Origin of the sequence: Tunturiibacter gelidiferens, assembly GCF_013410115.1 — a bacterium.
Classification (GTDB): domain Bacteria; phylum Acidobacteriota; class Terriglobia; order Terriglobales; family Acidobacteriaceae; genus Edaphobacter; species Edaphobacter gelidiferens.
In genome coordinates, this window is sequence record NZ_JACCCV010000002.1 from 2,158,202 (window position 1) to 2,173,828 (window position 15,627).

Genomic DNA, 15,627 nt, shown 5'->3' on the forward strand with positions numbered 1-15,627 from the left:
AATTGGCGGATAGGCTTCGACCTCGAGGATATACGAGTTACTTCCACGGCCACGTCGACATGTGACTACAACGAGTTGTCACCCGTATTGACCCGCTTTCTCAGGGGTGTCTTGCCAACTCCGATATTCGACCTTATTGATGGGAGGAAAAAGACTGGCCCGGACGGCCTCCGTGGCTATAGATAGTTCTGAACGGTTGGCGTGTACGACGAGATCTCGTTTGAAACGCGCGGAACCCTGCCATCGCTGCAGCCACAGCGGCACTCGCAATGGCGGCGGCGCCTGCCGCGATAGCGGCGATCTTGATCAGTTCCATACGACCTCCGTAGTCATCCGGCAAGAATCTGTATCTAATGGACAAAGATGTTCAGTCCAGTCAAGCAAGGATAACTTCAACGTAGAACGTTGTAGGCTGCTTGCTCCGGCCAGAGTCGTCCACGATTTTGTTGCTTCCAAGGGAACGCCTTTGCGCAGTCCGAACGTGGACAAATAACGCAGCCCGGGTGATGCGCTGATAGGCGAAACCGGTTTACCCTAACCTCTTCACCACAGTGAGGACAAATCCAACTCGCTCGGAGGCGGTTGTTTCTGTTCGCCTTCATCATAAATCCTCCTCACGCAGTGAATGCTCAATCGCTTTCCAAACTTGGCGCACAAACTCAACACTGTCTTTGAGCTGTTCGCGTATGGGGATCGTATTGGCGCTGAGAAAGGGCGAGTTTCTCAGCCGGTACGCCGCAATCCGGCATGCGTTCTCCAGCCACCAGTCTTTCGGAGGCTCTCTTTCAGGCGGTGAAGTCATGTGTTCGCTCATCAGTGCCAATCATGCGATTGCATCGGTGCCGACGTCACATCCAATTGCTCGATATGCTTTGCCCGAATGTGAATGACTCTGTCGAGGTTTTGGAGAACGCCTTCGATCATCAGGAACTTGGCATAGGTCACTAGTGACCGGTTTTTTTCATAAAGATCGGGATCGATGATGGCGTTCGAGATCCCGGTCTCGTCTTCAATCGATAAGAAGATGAAGCCATGCGCTGTTCCGGGCCGCTGACGTGCAATGACACAACCACCGATGCGAGCTTTCACGCCGTGTCGGAGGAGAGACAAGTCTTTGGCTGGCACGATCTTCATGGTTTGGAGCTGGGGTCGGCAATGTGCCATCGGATGCCGTCCAACCGTAACGCCAGTAGAAGCATAATCAGCCACCATCCTCTCGTGTGGCTCCATCGCACGTAGTGGCGATTCCGACCCTTCGTCCCGATCTAATGTTTCAAGGAGCGGCCCAGGCTTGCGCCCCGCACGTTCCACCTGCCAGAGTGCTTCTCTACGATGCATCCCCTCTCCGATCGAATTCAAGGCGCCCACTTCAGCAAGAGTTGTCAGGTCAGCACGAGTAAGCGACGGAACGCGTCGGGATAGTTCCTCAATAGAGGTAAAAGGACGCATTGCTCGCGCGGCCTCAAGTTCGACTGCGCTTGCCTGGCGCATCCCACGCACATACCGGAAGCCGAGCCGCAACGTGAGCTTGCCGCTGTCATCTTCCTCGAGCGTGCAGAACCAGCTGGACCGAAGGACATCGACCGGTTTAATACGAAGGCCATGCCGCTGGGCATCCTTTACCAGCACCGCAGCAGAGTAGAACCCCATTGGCTGATTGTTCAGGATTGCAGCAGTAAAAGCTCCGAGGTAGTGGAACTTGAGCCAAGCACTGGCGTATGCGATGAGCGCGAAGCTTGCGGCATGGGACTCCGGAAAGCCATAGAGAGCGAAGGAGCTGATCGACTGGACGATCTCATCCTGAGCTGCCGGACCTACCTGGTTATCGTCCATTCCTGCTCTCAACTTGAGTTCGAGAGCTTTCATCTTGTCTGCCGACCGCCTGCTTCCCAAGGCGCGACGCAACTCCTCTGCCTCGCCTCCCGTAAAGTTGGCGATGGTCATGGCGATCCGCAGGAGCTGTTCCTGGAAGAGTGGCACCCCCAAAGTTCGCTGGAGAACAGGCTCAAGCAACTGGTGCGGGTAGCGAATCTCCTGCCTTCCTTGCCGCCGCTCCATGTAAGGGTTCATCATCTTACCGACGATGGGTCCGGGACGAATGATGGCGACTTGAACGACGAGGTCGTAGAACTTGTCGGGGTTGTTACGCGGTAGAGAGGCCATCTGCGCCCGTGACTCCACCTGAAAGAGACCAATCGTGTCGGCTCTTCGCAACGACTCGTAAACTTTGGGATCGTCATGCGGGATCTGAGCAATATCAATTGTCTTACCGTAGTGCTGGGGGATTAGTTCAACACAATCCTTAAGGACTGCCATCATACCCAGGCCGAGCAGATCGACCTTGATCAAGCCCATGTCGGCGACATCTTCTTTGTCCCACTGGATGACATTCCGGCCCACCATGCTGGCGGGCTCAATCGGAACGACCGAGGCGAGTTGTCCTTGGGCAATGATCATGCCACCTGAGTGCTGGCCGAGGTGACGGGGCAGATCAAGCATTCGGATCGAGAGTTCGAGGTATTTCGCAATCCTGGGATGGTGAAGATCGAACCCGGCGTTCTTGAATTGATTTTCCATCGTGTCGGTTGGTCCTTTCCACTCCCAGGAGCCGACCAGCTGCGTGAGCCGCTTCGTGGTTTCGACATCAAAGCCGAGTGCTTTACCCGTCTCGCCAGCGGCAGACTTGCCCCGATACGTGATGACGTTGGCACACATCGCCGCGCCGAGCTGGCCATAGCGTTTGTAGACGTACTGAATCGCCCGCTCTCGATCATCTCCCGACGGGAGATCGAGGTCGATGTCCGGCCACTCGCCACGCACCTCTGAAAGGAATCGCTCGAATAAGAGGTCCATGCCGACCGGATCGACAGCCGTAATTCCAAGCGAGTAGCAGACGGCCGAGTTCGCCGCCGATCCTCTACCTTGCACAAGCATTCCATTTTTGCGACAGAACTCGACAATGTCCCAGACGATAAGGAAGTACCCGGCGAGTCCAAGCTTAGCGATGAGGGCTAATTCCTTTTCGACTTGCTTTTCGGCTTTCTTCCTCAGCTTCGCGCTCGCCTTGCAGCCATAGCGGTTGGCGACGCCTTCCATCGTGCGCTTGAAAAGGAAGGTATCCATTGTGTCGTCTTCCGGAATTGGGTAGAGGGGAAATTCATAGCCCATATCCTTCATCACAAACTGCAGGCGAGACGAGAGTTCTACTGTTTCAGCGACGGCATATGGCAGATCGCGAAACAGATTCGACATCTCCCGTCCTCCAAACATCTGGCGATTCGTGTTCTGCTGAAGCAGTAGTCCAGCTTTATCTAGCGTGCAGCCGTGTCGAATCGCGATCATAAGATCCAGGACCTCGCGTTCGAAAGCCGTCGCCATAGTCGGCCCGTTCGTCGCCAGCAGGGGAAGGTTGAATTCACGAGCAAGCGCGATCGCAGCTTGGTTGCGAGCTTCCTGCTCGCGGATGCGGTGCCGTTGCACTTCGACGTAGACACTGCGGTGCCCGAAAGTTCGGACAAGAGACGCAAGCATCCGGCGGCCTTCATCCATTCCGCCCCGAGCGAGTGCCGCTGCCAGCGGACCCTCCTCTCCTCCTGTCAGACAGACGAGACCTTCTGCCCGCTCTTCAATCATGCGATAGGGAGCAATGCCTTCTCCTTTAGTCTTCTGCTCTAGCTTGTAGTTGGTGATGAGCTGAGAGAGGTTCTTATACCCGGTCTGCGACTCGCAAAGAAGCGAGATTCTCGCTGGACGTCGCGGAATGGTGTGGGGTTGCCAAGACTCGGGAAGTACCTGGTTTCCGAACTCCATCGTTGAGATCTCGGCTCCAATGTGTGAACGGAGACCGAGTTTGGTCGCAGTCATGTACAGGCGCGGAGCTCCGTACAGTCCGTCACGATCAAGGATTCCAAGAGCTGGCATTCCAAGGCTTGCCGCCTGTTCTGCCATCGCCTCCGGCATGGAAGCTCCTTCAAGAAACGAGAACGCCGAACGCCCATGAAGTTCGACATAGCCGTCAGTCATATTGCCCTCCTACATACCAACTTCCAGATTCAGGCTCATGCAGTAAACGAAGCGATTGCGGCGGTTGTGAGACAACAGCATCCCATTCATCGACTTCCCAACGACGTCCGTCCCACCAATAGCCGCTCGATTGCCAGGGACCAATTGCACTTCGAAGTTCCAGCCGCTCACCTCTCCAGTGCAGGATGAAAGGAACTGCATCCCGATAGACCACTTTTGCCGGTTGAGCAGGACGAAAGCGGCGCAACGCAGCGCGAGTAGTAGCTTGGGGGACTAGCGTGCTTTTCACCGCACTCGGTTGGAGCGGTGCCATCACGAATTCGTCGTCACAGAAGCTATTCGACAAGACTGGCGAGCCTACGTTGTCTTCGCCAACGATCGCGCTAAGACGGGCGATAAGAAGATCGAGCTTGTCGGGTTCCGGGAACTGCGACTGAAACAATCCACGCTGCGCAACCTGCGGGATCGCAGGCTCCGCACTTAGCGCCACTCCGAGTATGCCGGCTTGAGGAGGATCAGCCTGTAACTTGAGGTTCAGCAGCTTCAGCAGCAGATCTTTGTTTTGTACCGGAACTGCTGGTCGAACTTCTAAACGGTGAGGAGCAGCCTTCTCAAGGTGCAACGTGATCGTGACATTTCGTAATGCGTAGGCGTGATTGACCGCCTGACGTAGCAGTGTCTCTAGCATCGGCGAAATGATGAAGAGCAGAGATTCGAGCGACTCAAGCGGGCCATCCAATTCGACATGCTCCGATAGCACGAACGACGGTTCTTGCGGTACGAGCAGATGATCTTCACTTCCGACCGCAAGACGCTGAAGGCGCTTTCCCTGCTGGCCGATACGGCTGATCAGTGCGGTTTCAGGAAGTGCGGCCAGTTCTCCGAGGTTGCGGATACCCCAGCGTCCCAGAGTGGCAAGAGTAGGAGCCTCTACGGTTAGCATCGACAAAGGTAAAGGAGCGAGTTTTGCCTGCACGTCCTTCGCATCAACCCGCGTCACGCCGGTGTAGCTTCGAGCCAGTAGAAGACTGGCTTCGGCGTTGGGAGCGACGGCGACGTTTGACGCAAATTCCAACGCTTGAAGGGCTTTCCATATCGATTCCGCGTAGCTCCGTGCATCGCCAAAAAGCGTCTCGGTTCCCGACTGATCGACCAGAAGCACAGCAGCCATTTGCTTTCCGTTCGCATAGCCGTTTACGGGCGAAGCGATAATTTGCACCCGGGGCGAGAACCGTTTTACGACTTCAAAGAGAAGCTCAAGCGCAGCCTTCTCTTCCGGAATGGAACGGAGATGAAAGTAGATCTGACCAGATGTGTCCGCCCGGACCTTGCTCATGCCATGAGTCAGTCCAAGCTCTTTCCCAGCTCTGTTGAAGGAGACGACTCGTTCCAACGGGGGCTTCCCCTCAATTACCGCAGTAGCGTGGGCTCTAGCGCTCATATCCAGCCTCAACCAGGCCAGCGTCGGAAACTCCGGGATGTAGATAGCTGCATATCCCATGTCTACTCTCCCGCTGCTCGCATCCAGGAGAATGTTGTGTCCCAGGTAACTGCACGGCCCGGAGACTTCTTTGCAAATGGGCTACTCAGGCGCTGACGTGCTACCTCTGCCGTGCGCGAGAAACCGTTTAACAGATTTCCTGAAATTCTTTCCGTTCCCACCGAGCAGTAGAGCACACAAATCGCACTCGACCTCGCACAAGCCACCTGCGTAAGTAAGAGGAAGATCGCGTCACTCCCTTGGGCGGCACGCCGAAAACGAAACCATGTTGCCGAAGGAATACGAAGAGCCTGCTCGGGCGGTACGGATGCGAGGTCAAGGACAACGACTCGGAAGCCGCCTGACTGGAGAATCTGATCGGTCGCACGGATCGCCCTATCCAAACGGCTCCACGGCTTTTCAAATTTCTTGATAGATGAAGTCGCCATGATTGGAGCTCGGGATCGCTCGTGAGCCTCATTGGCAGCACGTTGGTCTGCCCGCCGGATTGGGTCGGACTCGTCCGCGCGGCGAGCATTAAAATGTTCGAAGGCCACTTGCTCCTTTGGAGCTGCTGCCAGGCCCAGCTTGCGATTCGGATAGCCGGGGGTACCTTCCATCTTTCCGAGCCGCGCTTCCGTCTTCTGTGTGAGCATCCTTTCAAGCGCTACATCGAGGCCTTTGGTCTCCGTTCGCGGATGGTTGCTTCCACAGTGCCCGCCAACAAATCGACCTGTCTCGGAAGGGCCTAATTTGGAGATGGATGAAGGTGATGGGCAAGCTGCTGTGGGTCCGGGATTCGCTTTTGCGACACGAACCCACAGAAGGTTCCTGTGGTTGACCCCAGCGGATGCAGAACTTCTAGGATCCATAGTGTCGTCCACATCGATGTAGGCGCAAACAGATTCAGCAGTTGCTCTCGCGAGAAGAGCGTAGGCCAGCGAGGTTCGACCAGAGCTTCCCAAACCTGTAAACTCTGTAATTCCTCCGATGGGTAGACCTCCACCGACTAGGCTGTCGATTTCAGGAATACCGGAGTCCAGTTGCCGCAGCGCCTGCGCGGCTTGGGGCGACAAGGCGGCGGGTATGCGGGACGCGAGCTGTGCCTCGATCTCGCGTTTTAATACTGCGCTCCGTGGGGAATGACTCATTCTTGTATTCGCCTTTTGTTCGCTTAGCTTGCCTTAGAATTACTCTCCTAACTGTGCAAAGTCAACGTGCACCATTTCTGGTGCAAGGCTTTTGGAGGATCATGACTACTTTCATACGGAGTCTGCAAGGTTCACCGAAGCTCTTTGCAATCTCACACATTCGATCTGCAAAGAAGCTGACCCCATCACGAAAAAGTTCGCCAATACGCCGGTATGACCGAAGAGCGATTTGGCGCCATGGCTGAATTACGGAAGTAGAAATTCGGTAGGATGAACCAATGTGTGGTCGTTACGGACTGAAATCAGACAAGCAATCAATCGCAGACGCCTTCTACACAAAGAAGGTGAACCCGAAGGTCGTCCTGGCCCCAAACTACAACGTCGCGCCGAGCACGTTCCTCCCAGTTGTCAGGCTCGACGAGGAAGGCGACCGCGAACTGACGCTCATGCGATGGGGGCTAATTCCCTTCTTCTCGAAAGATGACAAGACAGGTTTCAAATCTACGAGCGCACGCGCCGAAACCATCGCCACTGTGCCCACGTTCCGCGAAGCCTTCAAGAGAAGGCATTGCATCGTTCCCGCTGATTGGTTCTACGAGTGGCAAGGCCTAGACCCCCAGCGCAAAAAAACTCAGTCGTGGGCAATTGCGCGGAAGGATCGCAAGCTGTTCGGCATGGCAGGTCTGTGGGAGAGCTTGACCGACCCCACCACCAGACAGCCGCTTGAGACTTTCACCGTCATTACGACAGATCCTAACGAGGTCATGCAGCCAATCCATACAAGAATGCCTGTCATCCTGCGCCAAGAAGACTACGAACGGTGGTTGTCGCCCGTAGACCCTGCTCGGCCACCTACAGAACTTCTTAGACCCTCGTTGGTGAATCTGGAGGCATGGAAGGTAGATCCCAAGGTGGGCAACGTCAGGAACATTGGCCCAGAGCTTTGTGAGCCTTGGGCTGATGAACCGCCAGTACCCTCCCTCTTCGGTTAGTTCTCGCCTGATTTGACCCGTTCTGCCCAATGATATTCAGCACGCAGCCTCACGTCATCGCATATTGCTTAAACCTCCTCGACCGGCAGCCCCTTCGGGTCGCAGAGCGCCCAATCGTCTCGGCGTAGAACGGGATCATAAGACACTTGTCACCGCCACCCATTGTGATAAGGGACTGGGCATCCGGCGCAAGCTACTCAGTGAACTTCTGAAGCTTCGCATGGCTGAGGTCCATACCTACTTCTTGTCACGGCTAAGATCGCGGGATGGCTAAGCTCCCCCGGTTCTGTTCCTGTCAAGATTGCGTGTGTTCTACATGGGTCTGCGAGTTGGTTGAAGAGTGCGGCGGCCATTTGTAACCGCCCCGCGTTGTGCACACAAGCGAAGAGTACTTTGAGCGTCTCTCCGCCCTTGATCGAGGTCCCTGCGATCATCGGGCTTGTGAATGTGACATTCCGACGCGGCGTTATGTCTTCGAAATTCAACCTAAGTACCACAAGTGCTTCATGCCGTCTCAACGTGGACCACTTGAAGCATCTTTCGGCCCGAAATATCCGTCTACTTCCATACCACCATTCCTCTCGATGGATTCCGACCCGGAGCAGACAGATGATAGATTCACTCGGCACAAATCCTGACCGCGAAGAGTGCGAGCTGGAAGAGCGGGAGCTTGAGAAGAACGGCCTTCAATTTGAACTCACACGTAGACGGTTCATGCAGACGGCTGGACTACTTTCAGCGGCAGCAGCAGTTGGCTCGCCGGGTATCGCAATTGCGGAGAACGCGGCGGTTCAACCGATTACCTTGAAAGTCAACGGTAAATCTCACACACTCTCTCTTGACAGTCGTACTTCGGTGCTCGATGCCCTTCGGGAGCAAATGGATCTAACAGGTACTAAGAAGGGGGCGTTTCTTTTGCCCTCTGTGAAGAGGCCCATATCGACCCGGTCTCCGGACGCGTGCTGAACAATTCACTAGCCGAGTATCACGTTCCAGTGAACGCTGATATTGAAACTCTGGACGTAACTGTATTGAACATTCCGGATGTCAAATTCAACCCAATAGGATCACGCGGTATTGGAGAGATAGGGATCACTGGATCTGCTGCCGCCGTCGCGAATGCTATTTACAACGCCACCGGCAAAAGGATTAGGGAATACCCGATTACGCCAGACAAGATTATGACGGCTTAGAGATCTGTGACCTGAGGAACGGTTTGGATCATTCTGTCCCACGTGAGAGGTCCTTGTATGCCTGGTGTGGTCGGCGAAAAGCGCGAAACGTTGAAAGGCACAGATAATCAACTCATAACAGGCATTCTCGTTATGGCTGTCCTGTACTTCGCGCGAGAGGTGTTCGTACCCCTAGCGTTGGCTGGTCTCCTTGCTTTTCTGTTGGCACCGGCAGCTACAAGGCTTGAGCGATGGAAACTAAAGAAGACGCCAGCTGCTCTCTTGGTGATCTTATTGTGTGTGATTGGACTAGGCGCGTTGGGTTGGGCGGTTCTCGGCCAGGTGTACAGTCTTGCGGTGGAACTTCCGCAGTATCAACAGAACGTCACTGACAAGGTTGGAGCCCTTCATCTCAATTCGGCTGGTAGGTTGAGCAGCACGGTTGGAATGTTGACCAGTATTAGCAAGCAGATCGCAGGCGGGGGGGCGGTTCCACCGGTACCAATTCTTCCCATGGCTCCAAAGCAAAGAACAGCTAATCGGTCAAACACTCCAATTTCCTCCTCAACGCCAACCGGCCCTCTCACTGTCCGAATCGAAGAGCCGGACGAGTCGGTAATGAGCATGGCAAGCCGAACCGTCGTTCCCCTCATTCACCCTCTGACAACAATCTTCATAGTCGTAATCTTCCTCATTTTTATGCTTTTGGGACGGGAAGATTTAAGAGACAGAGCGTTGCGACTGGCTGGAAAAGGACGTATGCATGTCACGACGACGGCCATCGAGGATGCAGGTCGCCGCGTCAGTCGTTACTTGCTGATGCAACTTGTAGTAAATCTTCTTTACGGGGTCGCCGTGAGCGGCGCTTTATGGGTGATAGGTGTGCCAAAGCCTCTGCTATGGGGCGTATTGACCTGTGTTCTACGTTTCGTACCCTACATCGGAATTCTAATTGCGGCGGTGGGCCCACTACTCATATCGATCGCAGTTTCTGCACACTGGAGTGAACTAATTTGGACCGTAATTTTATTTCTGGTTCTTGAACTGATTGCAGGAAACTTCATAGAGCCTCTGCTGTACGGCGCATCCACCGGGATGTCAGCTCTTGCGATATTAATCGCCGCAATTTTTTGGACACTTCTTTGGGGCATCCCTGGACTGTTGCTTTCGACACCTCTTACTGTTTGTCTTGTTGTTATGGGGCGGCAGGTTCCGCAGTTGCAATTTCTCGATGTGCTGTTCGGTGAGGAGCGAATCCCTCCCCATTCAGAGCGTTTTTATCAGCGAATACTCTCCTCAAATACACACGAAGCAAAAGCACTGCTGGAACACGTTTTGACGACAACGCCCAGAGCAGAAGTTTACGATACAGTCATTATTCCGGCGCTCACTATGATTGAAGAAGCCCGATATGCTGAAGAAATCACTGCAACACGTGCAGAGGAGATGCTTCAGGAAATTGAAGAGCTCGCGGAAAACGTCTATAACCTCTCCCAAACCCTCGCCTCCCCATCCCGCGTAACCGAAAAAACCGTAGTGTGCATACCGGCGAGAGATTTGGCTGATGAGGTAGCGTGTCAACTCGCGTTGCAAATCCTGGAAGATACAGCCTCAGCAACGGTGATGTCTGCTGACTACAACACATCTGACGTTCAACAAACACTAGCTGCACTCGAATCTAATGTTGTCTGCGTCATTGGTGTACCTCCCCGTGCAGTACGGCACCTGAGGATGCGATGCCACCAAATCCGCTTACGCTTCCCCCGAGCTGTGGTTGTAGCTTGCGTGTTAAGCAGCGACGATGTTCTGTCTAATCTTAGAAGCCGCATCCCAACTGAAGACGCGCAACACGTTGTGTCTTCATTGCAATTGCTGAATGAATACCTCTCTTCCTTGTTGTACCCTTCCGAAGCTCAAATTGAAACGGAAGGCCCAGTTGACGCCGTACTGGGTGAGACTGTTCAAGAAATGGAGCGAATAGATTTATTTGACGGACCAGAGGAGGGAGTTTTTAGCCGTCTTGCATCAGATTTGGCCAGAGCGTTCGAAGCCCCAATTGCACTCATAACAGTCATGGACGGCCAACGAAGATTTTGGGAGGCGCAGTGTGGATTGCCCGCGGCCTCACTGACTTCCCCGGAATCGGATCGTGACCTGTCAATCTGCAGTCAGGCATCTTTTTCGGAATCAAGCTTGGTGATTCCTGACGTTGCGGAAGATGAGCGCTTTTCTCAAGATTGCTTCGTCAAGGACAACGGCATTCGCTTCTATGCTGGCGCCCCACTGAAAGCCCACGACGACACGATTATCGGTTCTATATGCGTGCTCGACACTCGGCCAAGGCAATTGTCGGAACATCAAAAGAAAACATTGGTGTTCATAGCGAATGCAGTGATGACAGCCATCGAGCTTCATGCGGACTCAATCCCGGACGAATCCGAAGTGGACGAAGCCTAATGTTTTTATTCACCCACGGGTACGCTAAAATACTGATCTCAATGGCGCTAACAAAAGCTAATTCCAACCAGCTAAGTTTACCTAGCCTTCGTTCAGCGCCGACGAACTTTGGGCGCCAAGAGCTCATTTTGGTCCTTTACTATTCGGATCGACATTTTGAAAGCAAATCGTTGACGCGCTCCAGGTGAGGTGATTCGGCGACATTTCTAGAGCCGAGTATCCTCTCAATCTGCCATACTTGCTGTTGGGTGCCCATGACAGCGAGTCATCGCAATAACGTGAAGATCCTCGGGAGCGGCGATCGAACACTGATGTTCGCACACGGTTACGGCTGCGATCAGAACATGTGGAGGCACGTCGTGCCTTCTTTCACGGATGACTTCAAGGTGGTCCTCTTCGACTATGTCGGCTCGGGACTATCCGACGCAGCCGCCTTCGATAGGACTCGCTATAGTACCCTGCGGGGGTACGCTCAAGACGTCATAGAGATCATCGAAGAACTCAATTTGCACAATGTTCACTTCGTCGGCCATTCTGTCAGCTCGATGATCGGTGCGCTCGCCGCGATTGAACAACCTGAATATTTCGCAAGTCTCACTATGATCGGTCCGTCGCCTTGCTATATAAATTCTGGCGACTACAAAGGTGGCATGGAACGCGGTGACGTCGAAGATTTGCTCGAGTCGCTTGAGAGCAACCATGTCGCTTGGTCCGCCACGATGGCGCCAGTAATTATGGGCAACCCCGAGACGCCAGAACTTGCCGATGAACTGCAAGCAAGCTTTTGTAGGATGAACCCTTTCCTTGCGAACCACTTCGCACGGGTGACCTTCTTGTCCGACAATAGGTCCGATCTCGTGAAAGTCAGAACGAACACTTTGATCGTGCAGTGTAGAAAAGATGCGATCGCTGGCACAAGCGTGGGAGAATATGTTCACAAGTGCCTTCCGACGAGCGAATTCGTAATGATCGACGCGACGGGACACTGTCCACACATGAGCGCTCCGAAAGAAGTGGTCAAAGCTCTGCAGAACTTTCTGCACGAGAAACCCTTCCCATTATTGGCCTAGATAGCTCCTTTGCGGCGAATGCATTAGAGTCGCTCCCAAGCGGTTTCGTTGTGATCGCGGAAAATGGGACCTTTCTCCACGCTAATGAGAAGTTCCTCGCAATGGTTGGCCGGGATCGCGGTGAACTAACGGGACTGAACCTCGACGACCTGCTCACCCGTGGGAGCGTTATCTTCTACGAGACGCAATTCCTGCCGAGCCTTCGATTGCGTGGCTCCCTCGATGAGATTGTTTTGACCATCCGGCGGCCTGACGGCAGTCAAGTCCCCGCCTTCGTAAACGCCGCCGTTCATACGGATGAGAGCAGCAAGCTCACACGCTTTCACCTAAGTGTCTTCGGCGCGGGGCAGCGAAGGCTCTACGAGTCTGAACTTCTGAGGGCGAGGCGCGAATTCGAGGAGGTTGCCGAAATCGTGCGCCGATCCGCGGACGGCATCATTCGATTGAGTACACGCGGCCAGGTCGAGAGCTGGAATAACGGCGCGGAGCAGATCTTCGGATATACGGCGGTGGAGGGTAAGGGGCGAACGCTGCAATCGCTTTTTATACCTGATGCAATGGGAGACACAGAAGAGAGACTCCGACGTGGCGAGGAAGTCCACCGCGAAACCCTCGCCCTCCATCGATCGGGCCGCTCTATTGACGTCTCGGTGAGCCTGACGCCGCACATGGAAGCTCCCGGGACGCTCGTCGGCTTTTCAGCCATTATCCGCGATACAACCGACCGCAAGCGGGCGGAAAAAGCTTTACTGCAAAGCGAAAAGCTCGCTTCTGCTGGACGGCTGGCCAGCTCCATCGCACACGAGATCAACAACCCGCTTGAGTCCGTAACGAACCTGCTCTACATTCTGAGTTCTCGCGTCGCTGATCCGGAGACACTACAGTACGTTATGACTGCGCAGGAGGAACTCGCACGCGTCTCCCACATCGCAACACACACTCTGCGGTTTCATAAGCAAAGTTCCAATCGAACGGAAGTCGACCTTCAGGCACTCGCTGATTCGGTGCTGTCTCTCTATCGTGGAAGACTGCAAAACTCAGGCATTGTCGCGACAACCGATTGCCAAACGAGCCCTCCCCTCCTATGTTTTGAAGGGGAGCTGAGACAAGTGCTAGTGAATCTTGTGGCCAATGCGTACGACGCCATGCGCCATGGGGGAAAGCTAGTGATCCGCGCCCACAGGAGCCGAAACCGCAAGATTGGGTCGGAAGGAGTTCGGCTGCTTGTCGCAGACAATGGGACCGGGATGGATTCGGATGTGCAGGGACAGCTTTTTGAACCGTTCTTTTCGACAAAAGGCATCGGAGGTACGGGTCTTGGCCTCTGGATCACCAAAGACCTGATAGCAAAAAGTGGTGGAACTATCGCGGTGCGAAGCACGACTCGTCCGGGAAGATCGGGAACAGTAATCAGCCTATTCTTCTCCAATTGAGGAAATTTATAGCGATAAGGTTGCGTTCTTCGCTCCTTCCGCTCTTGGCTGATGGCTAGGATGATATGGCGCCAATCTGTTGTTGCAAATCTGGCTGGCCAAATGACCAAATACGCCATGCGGACGCCAACTTTCTAGAATCCGCTATCCGATTTTGGCCGGCGATACGCATCTTAGGTATAACGATGGAAAACCCCTTCGAAACGCAGCCCAGTATCTTCGTAGTCGACGACGAAGAAGAAATCGCGAAGATGTTCGCTGTCGTGTTGCAGATGAATTTGTTCAACGCCGTTCCATACTTTGACCCGCTAGCAGCGTTGGAGGCTGCAAGGATTAGTCCACCTGATTACCTATTGACCGACGTAATGATGCCGGGACTGAACGGAGTCGAACTGGCGATGGCGGTTAGGGCTATCGCACCTGGGTGCAAGATGTTGATTTTCTCTGGACAGGAATCTTCGGGAGCGATGATCGAAATTGCAAACGAACAAGGGTACGATTTCACGCTCGTCCTCAAACCGATTCACCCAACAAAGATGGTTGAATTGATACGCGGGTTATAGAAGCAGAGAAGATAGATTGCACTCCGATTCCGCCTGCCTAAAGCGGCGGCTTCGAGAGTTCGCCACGGCGCGGCGGCTGGCTAAAGCCGTTCTTCGACGAGACTTCGATACTGGCTGGTGTTTGCGTGCATGCTAGCGCCCTCAAAGCTACCTCAGTCGACCAAGCGCAGACTGAGGAGCTCACGCTGGCGAGTCGACACTTCGCGCACGTATAAAAATGCGTTTACAACCAAGACCCGCGGGAAGGCGTCTCACCACTTCGTGCTTGTGCCTGAGTCGATACGCGAGTTTTTTCGCTGCAAGATACTGCGCCCCCTGCTGCGCCAACTACGTGGAGGTGTATCACCCCGCCGTCTAGCGTGGAGTTTGGCACTGGGAATAGTCATTGGGATCAACCCTTCGGTGGGACTCACCACTCTTATGGTGATTATGATCGCTTGGGCGTTCGGCTTGAATCAGATCGCATCGCAGGTCGGTGCGCATGCAATGACACCCATCCACTTACTCTTGTTTATCCCGTTCATTCAGTTAGGAGTACATCTTTTTCACACTAGCCGTCTTCCGCTAAGCCGACAACAGATCGAGCATCTGAGCCATCACCCTTGGAGACTAATTCGTGATATCTGGCAATGGGAGTGGCATGCACTTGTCGTTTGGGGCCTGGTGGGTGCAATCGCGATGCCCTTGATCGCAATTTATCTCCGGCGGGCTCTGGTGCTGCTGATGCGTCGCCACCGAACTCTGTTCCGTTCGCGTCCCGCCCAGGGCTGATCAATCCAAAATCTCTTGCTGAATTTTTGCTGCTGTTTTGGCTGACAGTGGCTTCGTGGCTTTACCACGATCTAGGGTTGGAACAGCTGCCTTTCGAGCGGCTTTCACAGTCGCAGCATGTATCGCGGATGCCACCGTCTGATCAACCAGACCTCCGCTAACGCCACTCTTCATAGCATTCTTGACTGCTTTATCAAGTGTCTCTATAGCTCTCTTTTCGGATTTTTTCCTAGCCATTACACTCCCTTGGTAAGCAGCTCGTGCCGCAATTACATATTGTACGAGGGTTATCGTCTGTACCCGTCGATGGTTGCCAGCGTCCGGCAAGTTTGAAGCGAAAGCACGCTACCGACTTTCGCAGCATCCTTACCTGGCTAATCCGCGCCCTTCTCATTATCTGTCTTATAACCCCGTTCACTTTGCTCTGTCCTTTGATCGTTTCATGTGTTGCGACCTCAGACTGTTTGGGCCATATGCGCCGGATATGGAAGATCCAAGGGAACCGCGTGCTACAC

12 protein-coding genes are annotated in these 15,627 nt (G+C 54.0%); 7 read left to right on the top strand and 5 right to left on the bottom strand.

The features are described 5' to 3' along the window. Positions 1-601: 601 nt before the first annotated feature. From HDF12_RS21045 to HDF12_RS21060, 4 genes are read right to left on the bottom strand one after another with little or no spacing between them, the layout of a single operon-like run. Positions 602-814 carry a hypothetical protein gene (locus HDF12_RS21045; protein ID WP_179586667.1) on the bottom strand — a complete coding sequence of 71 codons (213 nt, stop codon included), beginning with the start codon at positions 812-814 and terminating at the stop codon, positions 602-604. Beyond that, positions 814-4,023: a DNA polymerase III subunit alpha gene (locus HDF12_RS21050; RefSeq protein WP_179586669.1), complete on the bottom strand. Its 3,210-nt coding sequence runs from the start codon at positions 4,021-4,023 to the stop codon at positions 814-816. The genes HDF12_RS21045 and HDF12_RS21050 overlap by 1 nt, the downstream gene beginning before the upstream one ends. After that, positions 4,016-5,524 carry a DNA polymerase Y subunit UmuC family protein gene (locus tag HDF12_RS21055; RefSeq protein ID WP_179586671.1) on the bottom strand — a complete coding sequence of 503 codons (1,509 nt, stop codon included), beginning with the start codon at positions 5,522-5,524 and terminating at the stop codon, positions 4,016-4,018. The genes HDF12_RS21050 and HDF12_RS21055 overlap by 8 nt, the downstream gene beginning before the upstream one ends. A gap of 2 nt (positions 5,525-5,526) precedes the next feature. Next, positions 5,527-6,654: a P-loop NTPase family protein gene (locus HDF12_RS21060; RefSeq protein WP_179586673.1), complete on the bottom strand. Its 1,128-nt coding sequence runs from the start codon at positions 6,652-6,654 to the stop codon at positions 5,527-5,529. A gap of 278 nt (positions 6,655-6,932) precedes the next feature. Between HDF12_RS21060 and HDF12_RS21065 the strand changes: the two genes are divergently transcribed. From HDF12_RS21065 to HDF12_RS21095, 7 genes are all read left to right on the top strand, one after another. Beyond that, entirely contained in the window at positions 6,933-7,646 is a 714-nt protein-coding gene (locus HDF12_RS21065) for an SOS response-associated peptidase (RefSeq protein ID WP_179586675.1), read from the top strand. A 609-nt stretch (positions 7,647-8,255) separates the two neighbouring features. Then, positions 8,256-8,612: a twin-arginine translocation signal domain-containing protein gene (locus HDF12_RS21070; RefSeq protein WP_179586677.1), complete on the top strand. Its 357-nt coding sequence runs from the start codon at positions 8,256-8,258 to the stop codon at positions 8,610-8,612. Between the two features lie 284 nt (positions 8,613-8,896). After that, positions 8,897-11,275: an AI-2E family transporter gene (locus HDF12_RS21075; protein ID WP_179586679.1), complete on the top strand. Its 2,379-nt coding sequence runs from the start codon at positions 8,897-8,899 to the stop codon at positions 11,273-11,275. 254 nt (positions 11,276-11,529) lie between these two features. Then, a complete protein-coding gene (locus HDF12_RS21080) occupies positions 11,530-12,345 on the top strand; it encodes an alpha/beta fold hydrolase (RefSeq protein WP_179586681.1) in 816 nt (271 codons plus the stop codon). After that, positions 12,336-13,778: a PAS domain S-box protein gene (locus tag HDF12_RS21085; protein WP_373563995.1), complete on the top strand. Its 1,443-nt coding sequence runs from the start codon at positions 12,336-12,338 to the stop codon at positions 13,776-13,778. The genes HDF12_RS21080 and HDF12_RS21085 overlap by 10 nt, the downstream gene beginning before the upstream one ends. A 185-nt stretch (positions 13,779-13,963) precedes the next feature. Then, entirely contained in the window at positions 13,964-14,341 is a 378-nt protein-coding gene (locus HDF12_RS21090) for a response regulator (protein WP_179586684.1), read from the top strand. Between the two features lie 129 nt (positions 14,342-14,470). Next, a complete protein-coding gene (locus HDF12_RS21095; protein ID WP_218892523.1) occupies positions 14,471-15,112 on the top strand; it encodes a DUF2062 domain-containing protein in 642 nt (213 codons plus the stop codon). On the opposite strand, the gene HDF12_RS21100 is transcribed toward HDF12_RS21095, so the two are convergent. Beyond that, positions 15,113-15,349, bottom strand: a complete 237-nt coding sequence (locus HDF12_RS21100; RefSeq protein ID WP_179586688.1) for a hypothetical protein — start codon at positions 15,347-15,349, stop codon at positions 15,113-15,115. Positions 15,350-15,627 lie beyond the last annotated feature (278 nt).

Coding starts and splice junctions, on each gene's coding strand:
- HDF12_RS21095 (WP_218892523.1), top strand. CDS start 14,471: ATGCTAGCGCCCTCAAAGCTACCTCAGTCGACCAAGCGCAGACTGAGG.
- HDF12_RS21045 (WP_179586667.1), bottom strand. CDS start 814: ATGAGCGAACACATGACTTCACCGCCTGAAAGAGAGCCTCCGAAAGAC.
- HDF12_RS21090 (WP_179586684.1), top strand. CDS start 13,964: ATGGAAAACCCCTTCGAAACGCAGCCCAGTATCTTCGTAGTCGACGAC.
- HDF12_RS21050 (WP_179586669.1), bottom strand. CDS start 4,023: ATGACTGACGGCTATGTCGAACTTCATGGGCGTTCGGCGTTCTCGTTT.
- HDF12_RS21055 (WP_179586671.1), bottom strand. CDS start 5,524: ATGGGATATGCAGCTATCTACATCCCGGAGTTTCCGACGCTGGCCTGG.
- HDF12_RS21060 (WP_179586673.1), bottom strand. CDS start 6,654: ATGAGTCATTCCCCACGGAGCGCAGTATTAAAACGCGAGATCGAGGCA.
- HDF12_RS21075 (WP_179586679.1), top strand. CDS start 8,897: ATGCCTGGTGTGGTCGGCGAAAAGCGCGAAACGTTGAAAGGCACAGAT.
- HDF12_RS21070 (WP_179586677.1), top strand. CDS start 8,256: ATGATAGATTCACTCGGCACAAATCCTGACCGCGAAGAGTGCGAGCTG.
- HDF12_RS21100 (WP_179586688.1), bottom strand. CDS start 15,349: ATGGCTAGGAAAAAATCCGAAAAGAGAGCTATAGAGACACTTGATAAA.
- HDF12_RS21080 (WP_179586681.1), top strand. CDS start 11,530: ATGACAGCGAGTCATCGCAATAACGTGAAGATCCTCGGGAGCGGCGAT.
- HDF12_RS21065 (WP_179586675.1), top strand. CDS start 6,933: ATGTGTGGTCGTTACGGACTGAAATCAGACAAGCAATCAATCGCAGAC.